Raw genomic sequence first — 9,763 nt, 5'->3', positions numbered from 1 at the left:
TTATATTTTCTAGAACTTTTGTTTTACTATATTTATAAGAAAGTTCTTTTATATTTAATATTTCCAAGTTTTACCTTTATTTGCAACAAAGTCGCAATCATATCAAAATATTTATTAATTGTTTATCAAATAATATCCCTAAGTTTAGCCCATGCAATTCCTAAGTATTCATGAAAAGCAACTTCTACTTTGTATAGATTATCGCCTGAGAATTTTCTAAAAGTTTTATTCTCTTTTGCTAAGTGATATGTTGGTGCTGCAATTGCATTAAGACCCTCTTTTTTAAATAATAACATAGCTCTTTTCATATGAGATGCAGAAGTTACTAAAATAAAATTTTCATTTTTTACTAATTCTTTCATCTTTATTGCTTCAAGTCTTGTATCTTTTGGAGTATCAAATCTTATAATATCTTCTTTTTTAACGCCTAATGAAAGTGAGAGTTTTTCTTGCATTAAAGCATGAGGATTTATATCTTTTCCACCATATCCTGATACTACTAATTTAGAATTAGGAATTAAATTATAAAGTCTAATTCCTTCTGCTAATCTATTTACTCCTACACTTGATACTTGTGATGTTATGCTTAACTCTTCATTTGTACTATGTCCTGAACCTAAAACTAATATATATTTAACTACTGGTGGATTTATAAGTGCTTTATGTGAATCTTCTAAAGGTTTAATAATCATATTTGAAATTGGAGCATATGATAATAATACAAACCAAGAAAGTGCTAAAAATAGATATACCTTTGCTTTATTATATGAATTACTTAATAAATATATAAAAGCTAATAAAAGTAAAAACAGACCTATTGGGACAGGCATTAAAAAAGCTGAAACAATTTTTTTAAATAAAAACATTTTAATACCCTACTAAAGCAGATGTATAACCAACTACCCTTGAAGCATCTTTTGTTTTATCAAAACTTGTACAATAGTGTAATACTTTTGATTTCATATCTTTTTTAATTGCAGAATAAATAAGTGCTTTAACACCAAGTTTCCCACAAGCCTCACAGCCATTATCAAATAAAGACATATCTTTTTTCTCTATTGCATTTAAACAAATATTATCTAATTTATTTGCTTCTTCTTGTGTATAAAAATGACTTAAATCAGTAGAAATAAGAAGTAAGTTTTCTTTATCTTCTAATACCTCATCTATTAAAGAAGATAAATCTTCAAATGGCATTTTCCCATAAACTATTTCTACTATTTGTGTATTAGCAAAGTAGTGTTTTATAAAAGGAGCTTGTGTTTCTGTTGAGTGTTCTAAGTGCATATTATCATCAAAAGAAAGAAAATCATACTTATCTTTTAAATTATTAGAATACTCTTTATCAATATTTATATTTCCAAAAGGTGTTTCATACTCATCATATAAAGCAATACTTGCACCTTCATAATACATACTATGAGAAGGACCTATTACAATAACTCTTTTTGGTTTTTTATCTTTGCAAATATTATAAGCAATATTAGCAGTAAATCCACTATAAACATATCCTGCATGAGGAACTATCATAGCTCTTGTATCAAAGCTTCCATTTATAGTGATTTGCTTATTAAACTCATCAATATATTTTAAAATCTCTTCTTTTTCTTGTGGATAAAAAGAGCCTGCAAAACCTGTTTTTCTTATTGTTTTCATTTTAGGATATACTCCTTGTATTTTATATTGACATTTTGGACAATGTTGATTTTTAATACTATTTTGTAAAACTTCAAATCTATTTCTTTTTATAATAACTTCATTGCAATTTGGACAAAAAGTACTATTTTCATAAGGTACATTTCCAATATAAACATATTTCAATCCATTATCTTCACCAATTTTTTTGGCCATTTTTAATGTTTCTAAAGAAGTTCTAGGTAAATCTAAATCTTTATAATCAGGATGAAAAGAAGAAAGATGCCATGGTGTATAAATATCAAGTTCATCTTTTATAAATTTAGCAATTTTTTCTAACTCTTCATAAGTATCATTTTTTGTTGGAACTATTAAAGTAGTTATTTCAAGCCATATACCATTTTTCTTAAAATGTTTTAAATTTTCTAAAACTTGATTTAGATTTCCACCAAGCTCTTTTTTGTAATATTTATCATTAAAACATTTTAAATCAATATTTACAGCATCTATAATTCCTAGCATATCATCTATAACTTCTTTGCTTTCAAAACCATTTGATACATATACATTTTTTATTCCATGTTTTTTAGCTTCAATAGCTATATCTTTTGCGTATGGATAAAAAATAGTTGGTTCATTATATGTATAAGAGATTGATTCACAATTATATTGTAGTGCAATATTTACTATATCTTTTGGGCTATAATATTTAGATTTATCAATATTTTTTTCTTGGCTAATTCCATAGTTTTGACAAAATGGACATTTAAAATTACAACCAACAGTTCCAAGTGATAAAGATTTTGATTTTGGTAAAAAATGATAAAGTGGTTTTTTCTCAATTGGGTCATTATTTAGTGCAGAAATATGTCCATAAACTAAACACTCTATTTTATCGTCTGTGTTTTTATTTACTCCACAAATACCTGTTTGATTAGTTTTTAATTTACAGTAATATGAGCATAATAAACAGACAAGTTTATCTTTGTCTTTTTTATAATACTGCATTACTTTATCTTAATAGCAGTATATGTATAAATTGTAGGATTCAAAGATAAACAAGAATCACTAAATCCAGCCTTTTTACTAAGTTGTGTAAAAAAATCATCAAAATTTGGTAATTGCTCCCAAACTTGAGGTAAAAAAGTAGCTTTTTTATTTTCACACTCTAAAATAATACCATGTTCAAAAGGTTTTATTTTTTCTTTTAAATCATCTGTATCTTTGTATTCAAGTTTTACAGCAGGTGTTAAAACTGATATTTCAATATTTATTTGTTTAAACTCTTCATATGAGAGTCTGGCAAATCTTAAATCACTAAAAGCACTATTATAAGCATTTTGTATAACATCATCAAGTAAATTTCTATGAGCTACTAGTGAACCCACACAACCTCTTAACTTACCATTTAAAGTTATTGTTACAAAACAAGCTCTTTTTTCTTGTAATATAGAAAACTCTTTTTGTAACTCTTGCTTATCAATTTTAAATGAATTATTAAACTCATTTAAAATTGAAGCACGTGCAACTTCTAATAAAACATTTTCTACATTCATAAAAAAATCCTTATTTTATAATTTCTTTTATAACCTCAACAAAAGCATCACTATCATTTACACATTTACACACTTTATAGTCATGTATACCTATTTCTTCAGCTATCTCTTTATATTCAATACTTAACTCAAAATCTGTTTCTGAATTATCAACAATAAATGCAATAGGATAAATTAAAACATTTTGCTCTTTAAAATCTTTTAGTGCATCATCAAGTGATGGTTCTAACCATTTTAAAGGCCCTACTTTTGATTGATAAGCTAAAGATATTGATTTAAAATTTAGACCTTTTTTTTCTAACATTTCTTTTAAAATATCAACTTGCTCATTCATCTGTTTTTCATAAGGGTCACCTGCATCAACAATTTTTTGAGGTAAACCATGAGCTGAAAAAATTAAGTTATACTCTTTTGGGTCTGTAACTTGTGAACTTATTTCATCAATAATACAGTTATTAAAAGATTCATTTTTATAATATGGGTCTATTACTCTTACATTAAATGCATCTTTTGCATACATTTGAAAATCTTCTAAAGATGATTTTGTTGTAGTTGTTGAATATTGTGGATATAAAGGAAGTAAAATAACCTCACTAATTCCGTCATCTTTCATTTGTTTTATAACATCATTTGCAAAAGGAGGAGTATATCTCATTATTTGATATGTTTTATACTCATCAATTTTATCATTTACTTTATTTACTAATTTCTCAGTTAACTTATTAATAGGAGATTCATTTCCAATTAATTCATAATTTTCCCATGCAGAATCTAATCTTGACTTCACAATAAAATATGCAATAATTTTTCGTAAAGGAGCTGGCATGCTTAAGATATTTTTATCATTAAACATATTTGTCAAAAAGATTTTTAATTCATTTTTATTTCTTGCTCCACCCATATTTAGTAAAACAATAGCTTTGTTAGTTTTTTTCATTTTATTCCAATCTAATTATTTTATCACTACACCAATTAGCCATATTTAAATCATGAGTAATCAACAAAATAGCACAAGAGTCTAAATACTTAATTAATAGTTTCATTACATCATATGCAATAATATTATCAAGTGCTGATGTTGGTTCATCAATCAATAAAAGTTTTGGTTTCATCAATAATGCTCTTAATATTGAACATCTTTGAAGTTGTCCTCCACTTAATTCATATGGCTTTTTTAATAGTAGATTTTCTTCTAAACTAAGCTCAGTTAAGAGTTCTTTTACAAACCCTTTTAGTTCAGAAGAAAAAGCAACTGGTACGACATCTTTTATTTGCTCTAAGATTGAATATGTTGGATGAAAAGAATTATATGGATCTTGAAATATCAAACTTAATGATGATTTTTCAATAGTTCCACTTTGTGGTTTTAGTGTTCCAATAATTAATTCAAAAAGTGTTGTTTTTCCACTTCCACTTTTTCCAAAAATAGTAACTAGTTCACCCTCTTTTAGTTTTAATGAAAAGTTTTTATAAATTGGATTTTCACGTTTATAAGAAAAACTTAAATCTTGGATATTTAGTACTAATTCTTTATTCAATATTTTCCTTTAAAATTTAAAGGATAGTTTATGAAAATCTTCCTTTAGTTTTGCAAAGAAATCATAAATAAGATAAAATTGTATTATATAGTTAATTTATCTACAAAAAGTTTATCATTATGAAAAAACAAAAAAATACTATTCATAGAAAAAGAAATAAAAGCTTAGGTATTGTAGAGCTAATTGCCATTGCCCTTGGTGGAATGATTGGTGGTGGAATATTTACAGTATTAGGAATTTCTATATCGATTATAGGAGTTTTTACACCATTGGCTTTTTTAATTGGTGGAGTTTTGGCATCATTAGCTGGATATTCTTATGTAAAATTAGCAATTTATTATAAAGATGAAGGTGCAACTTATTCTTTTTTTAAAAAAACTTTTCCAAATTCACCCTTTGCAGCATCGCTTATTGGATGGTGGGTTAGTTTTGGATATATAAGTACTCTTGCTTTATATGCTTATACTTTTGCTTCTTATGCCTTAAGTGTTTTTGAATTTGCAGACAATAATATAATGAGAAAATTAACAGCTGCTGCTATTATTTTAGTTTTTACACTTGTAAATATTTGGAGTGTAAAAGGTATGGGCAAAATAGAAGATATAATGGTTTATACAAAACTAATTATCTTAACTATAATATCTTTTGTACTTATAAATAATTCAAATACAACACTTCCTATTCTTTTAGAAAACAATGATGATTTTAATATTTTATCAATTTTAATTGTAGCTTCTCTTACTTTTGTAGCTTTTGAGGGATTTCAATTAGTAATTCATGCTATGAACGAAATGTCAGACCCTATTATAAAAATACCAAAAGCAATTTATAGTGCTATTATAATTACATCATTAATCTATTTTATTATAGCCGTAGGTGCAATTTTAGCAATTCCTTTTAAAAATATTATCTTACATCAAGAATATGCACTAGCATCAGGAGCATCTGATATATTAGGACATTGGGGAAGTGATTTGGTGATTATAGGAGCATTATTAGCTACAAGTAGTGCAATAAGTGGAACACTATTTGGGGCATCAAGGTTAATTAGTGTTATTGCAAAAGATGGATACTTTCCTTCATATTTATCAAAAAAAAGAAATGAAATACCAGTTTATTCAATAATTACTATGTCAATTTTAGCATTTTGTTTAATTTTAATAGGAGATTTAAAAGTCATTCTTGAGTTTGGGAGTGTTACTTTTTTACTAGTATCTATTCTTATGGCATACTCTAATTTTAAGATATATAAACAGACTAATTCATCATTATCAATAATTATAATTTCAATTATTTTTTTAAGTCTAGCAACTATACTAATACTTTATTATCAAGCTATTACACAAGTAGAACAGGTTTATTTTATTGCAGGATTATATATATTTCTTACTATCTTAGCTTGGTTATTTTCAAAATTTAAATAATTACTATACACAATTACTCTACAATTTAATGTAACACTTATGTATTCATATGTTTAATGAAGAGGATATTAAGCAAATAAAAAAGAAAAAAAAGCTAAACTATCCGACACAAATTAAGGAGTATTAAATGAAAAAAATTGTTTTATCAACATTAATCGCTGCTGCAACTGCTGCAACTTTATCTGCTGCATCTTTCGCTGCATGTGCTGGATGTCATGGTGCAAACGGAGAAAAAGCTGCTTTAGGTAAATCTCAAATTATCGCTGGTTGGGATGTAGCAAAAACTGAAGCTGCATTAAAAGGTTACAAAGATGGTACTTATGGTGGACCAATGAAAGGTGTTATGAAAGGTCAAGTTGCTAGACTTTCTGATGCTGATATTACTGCTTTAGCTAATATTATTGCTGGAATGAAGTAATTTCTTTAAAGTTAGTCAATCTTTTGACTAACTTTATTTTCTGATTTTACTTTCTTATTCTCTTTAGCTTCTTTTAACTTTTTTTCTTTTTTTATAGCATCATTTAAATCTTCAACACTATCAAATAGTAAACCATCTACCATTTTATTTGAATCATCAAATTGACCACTTTTCGCACCCCAAATAAATAAAAGCAAAAGTAAAGCAGAAATTATAATTCCTACTATTAACATAAAAAAAAGTGTATCATTTATCATAAATATTTCCTATTTTATTTTGATTCTAAGAGAATTTAATACTACCAATAAAGAACTTAAACTCATTGATAATGCAGCAACTAAAGGTATAACATATCCAAACATTGCAAAAGGTATCGTAACCATATTATAAACTAAAGATATTGCTAGATTTTGTTTTATAAATTTATATGTTCTTTTTGAAATTACAAAAGCTTCTTTTAGAGAAATTAATGAAGAGTTTAATAATACAATATCAGAAACAGCCAATGAAATATCAGCAGAACTTCCCATTGCTATTGCAACATCTGCATTACCTAAAGCAATACTATCATTTACTCCATCACCTACCATAATTACAACATTATCTTTAGCTCTTAACTCTTTTATAAATAGTGCTTTTGATGTTGGTGTTTGGTGAGCTAAATATTTTTTTATATTTAATTGTTGCGAAACTTTTTGTGCAACTTCTTTTGTATCTCCTGTTAACATAACAACAGAAGTATCATGTTCTTGTAAATATTTAATTAACTCTTTTGCATAATCTTTTATCTCATCTTCAAGTTCAAATGTTGCAATTACTTCATTGTTTATAGCAAAAATATATACTGTATTATTTGATTTAAAATCATATTTTATATTTTCTTGTTTTAAAAGTTCAAGATTTCCACCTAATAAATTTTGATTATTATAAGAAGCAGACATACCTTTAGCATCAATACTTTTTATATCAGATAATTTAACTAAGTCTAAATCAAAGTTTTCTTTTAAATATTTTTTTACAGATTTACTAACTGGATGATTTGAAGAATCAAGTAGTGAATATAAAAGATTTAACTTATCAATATTTTCATCTAAAATATTTGCTTTTACAACAGAAAGTTGTCCTTTTGTTAAAGTTCCAGTTTTATCAAATACCACAGTATTTGCTTTTGCAAGTGATTCTATAAACTTAGCTTCTTTAAACAATAAACCTTTTTTTGCTAATTGCGATATTCCTATTAAACTTGCAATTGGAGTAGCAAGGGCTAAAGCACAAGGACAAGCAATTACAATTACAGAAATTGCAACAATAAATGACTTTTCAAAGTGATTAACACCATCATAATCAAATCCTAAATCAAGACCAAAAAAATACCAAACTAAAAAAGTAAGAAATGATAAAGTTAAAATTGCTAAAGTAAAACCTTTTGAAACTTCATTTGCTTTATCTTGTATTTTTGGTTTTGAGTTAAGTGAATCTTCTAAAAGTGTAACAATAGTTGAAAATGTTGAATTTTTAAAATCAGTAGTTGCTTCAAATAAAATCACACCATTTGTATTTATAGTACCACTATAAACCATATCAGATGCTTTTTTAAATACAGGTATTGATTCACCAGTTAAACTAGCTTCATCAAAAGATGCCTCACCTTCTATGATTTTTCCATCAACTGGTACTTTTTCACCTGCTTTAATTTCTATAATATTTCCAATACTAATATTATTTAAAGCAACAGTTTTTTTTACACCATTTGTAATAATAACAGCTTCTAAAGGAAGAGAAGATTTTATTTTATCTAGTGTATCAACTGCTGATTTTTTACCAATAACTTCTAAGTATTTTCCTACTAAAACAAAAGTAATAATCATAGCAACACTATCAAAATAACTCTCGCCTTTTGCACCAAATAAAATAAATAAAGAATAAATATACGTTAATGTAGCACCTGAACTTACTAAAAAGTCCATATTTAAAACACGGTTTTTTAAACCATAATATGCACCTTTAAAAAATATCCAACCAGAATAAAAAAGTACAGGAGTTGAAAGTAAAAACTCTCCAATATGAATCATATCTTTTACTTCTTCATCAATTCCAGTAAAAAAGCCAGTATATTTTGCAACACTTAACATCATAATATTCATACTTGCAATTACAGCAACCATAATTTTTATAAAGTAGTCTTGTTTTGCTTTAGTAGCTTTTTTATCAGCAATTGAGGAATCATAAGCATAGGCGTTATAGCCTATTGACCTGATTTTAGCAATAATATCTGATAATTTTAATTCATCTTCATCCCAAACAATTTTTGCTTTATTTGTTGTGAAATTTATATTAGCTTCAATTATTCCCTTTGTATCATAAAGAATTTTTTCATTTAACCAAACACAAGCAGCACAATGAATTCCTTCAATAATTAAATCAACTTGATTAAACTCTTCTTTTGTTTTTTTCACATAGTTTTTTGTAAAACTATCTGTATCAAACTTTGCTAAATCATCATTGTCAATATCTAAAGGCGGAGCAATTGTTTTATTTCCAAGTTTGTCATAAAAAGAGTCAAGTCCATCATCTTTTAAAAGATGATAAACACCTTGACAACCTTTACAACAAAAATTAAGTTCATTATCTTTAATCATAACTTCATCTGTAAAACTTAGATGACAATGATTACATTTTACTTTTGACACGTAATTAATCCTATATACATTTCTATATTATTAAAAATTATTATTATTAAGTTAAAAAATTATTATTAAAATCAAATTATAGTTTCTGTAGTACAATTTTTTAAAGAAACAAATAAGTTACACTTTTATTAAAACAGCGATTTATTGACTGTTTCTATAAGTTTTTTATGTTAATTTATGTTATTATATCGTAATAATTTTGGAGTAAGTCTTAATGATAACTAATAATATATCTATACTAAAAAACATCACTATTTTATATGCAGAAGATGAAAAAGATTTAAGAGAAGTAACTCATCAAATCTTAAAGGGATTTACTAAAAAACAATATGTTGCAAAAGATGGAGCAGAAGGTTTAGAACTTTTCAAAGAACATGAAAATGAAATTGATTTAATTATAACAGATGTTAATATGCCAATTCTAAATGGTCTAGAAATGGTTAAAGAAATTAAAAAAATCAATATTAATATTCCTATTATTGTAGCAACAGCATTTTCAAAT

At 25.9% G+C, this 9,763-nt stretch carries 10 protein-coding genes; 3 read left to right on the top strand and 7 right to left on the bottom strand.

Annotated features, from left to right (window positions below):
- Positions 1 to 125: 125 nt before the first annotated feature.
- The 5 genes from ACERKK_RS07640 to ACERKK_RS07620 are packed head-to-tail and all read right to left on the bottom strand — an operon-like array spanning position 126 to position 4,729.
- Positions 126 to 866, bottom strand: a complete 741-nt coding sequence (locus ACERKK_RS07640) for an ElyC/SanA/YdcF family protein (RefSeq protein WP_373772488.1) — start codon at positions 864 to 866, stop codon at positions 126 to 128.
- A 1-nt stretch (position 867) separates the two neighbouring features.
- Positions 868 to 2,643, bottom strand: a complete 1,776-nt coding sequence (gene amrS, locus ACERKK_RS07635; RefSeq protein ID WP_373772487.1) for an AmmeMemoRadiSam system radical SAM enzyme — start codon at positions 2,641 to 2,643, stop codon at positions 868 to 870.
- On the bottom strand, positions 2,643 to 3,191 hold the full coding sequence (gene amrA, locus ACERKK_RS07630) for an AmmeMemoRadiSam system protein A (protein ID WP_373772486.1): 549 nt from the start codon (positions 3,189 to 3,191) through the stop codon (positions 2,643 to 2,645). Before amrA ends, amrS begins: the two co-directional genes overlap by 1 nt.
- A gap of 10 nt (positions 3,192 to 3,201) precedes the next feature.
- The gene (hemH, locus tag ACERKK_RS07625) at positions 3,202 to 4,128 is read right to left on the bottom strand and encodes a ferrochelatase (RefSeq protein WP_373772485.1); all 927 of its coding nucleotides are present in this window, start codon (positions 4,126 to 4,128) and stop codon (positions 3,202 to 3,204) included.
- Position 4,129: 1 nt separating this feature from the next.
- Positions 4,130 to 4,729: an ATP-binding cassette domain-containing protein gene (locus ACERKK_RS07620; RefSeq protein WP_373772484.1), complete on the bottom strand. Its 600-nt coding sequence runs from the start codon at positions 4,727 to 4,729 to the stop codon at positions 4,130 to 4,132.
- 119 nt (positions 4,730 to 4,848) lie between these two features.
- Here ACERKK_RS07620 and ACERKK_RS07615 point away from each other — a divergent pair, with 119 nt between their 5' ends.
- Positions 4,849 to 6,153: an APC family permease gene (locus ACERKK_RS07615; protein WP_373772483.1), complete on the top strand. Its 1,305-nt coding sequence runs from the start codon at positions 4,849 to 4,851 to the stop codon at positions 6,151 to 6,153.
- Between the two features lie 127 nt (positions 6,154 to 6,280).
- Positions 6,281 to 6,571 (top strand): cytochrome c, encoded by a 291-nt coding sequence (locus tag ACERKK_RS07610; RefSeq protein ID WP_373772482.1) that lies wholly within the window; start codon positions 6,281 to 6,283, stop codon positions 6,569 to 6,571.
- 11 nt (positions 6,572 to 6,582) lie between these two features.
- Here ACERKK_RS07610 and ccoS read toward each other — a convergent pair whose 3' ends face one another.
- Positions 6,583 to 6,828 carry a cbb3-type cytochrome oxidase assembly protein CcoS gene (ccoS, locus tag ACERKK_RS07605; protein WP_373772481.1) on the bottom strand — a complete coding sequence of 82 codons (246 nt, stop codon included), beginning with the start codon at positions 6,826 to 6,828 and terminating at the stop codon, positions 6,583 to 6,585.
- 9 nt (positions 6,829 to 6,837) lie between these two features.
- On the bottom strand, positions 6,838 to 9,261 hold the full coding sequence (locus tag ACERKK_RS07600; protein ID WP_373772480.1) for a heavy metal translocating P-type ATPase: 2,424 nt from the start codon (positions 9,259 to 9,261) through the stop codon (positions 6,838 to 6,840).
- Between the two features lie 214 nt (positions 9,262 to 9,475).
- Between ACERKK_RS07600 and ACERKK_RS07595 the strand changes: the two genes are divergently transcribed.
- The coding region (locus ACERKK_RS07595; protein ID WP_373772479.1) for a response regulator at positions 9,476 to 9,763 on the top strand (288 nt) is incomplete at its 3' end.

The sequence above is a fragment of the Poseidonibacter sp. genome (assembly GCF_041821165.1).
Lineage (GTDB): Bacteria > Campylobacterota > Campylobacteria > Campylobacterales > Arcobacteraceae > Poseidonibacter.
The sequence above is the reverse complement of the archived record's forward strand: the minus strand, read 5'-3'. Positions and strand labels throughout refer to the sequence as shown.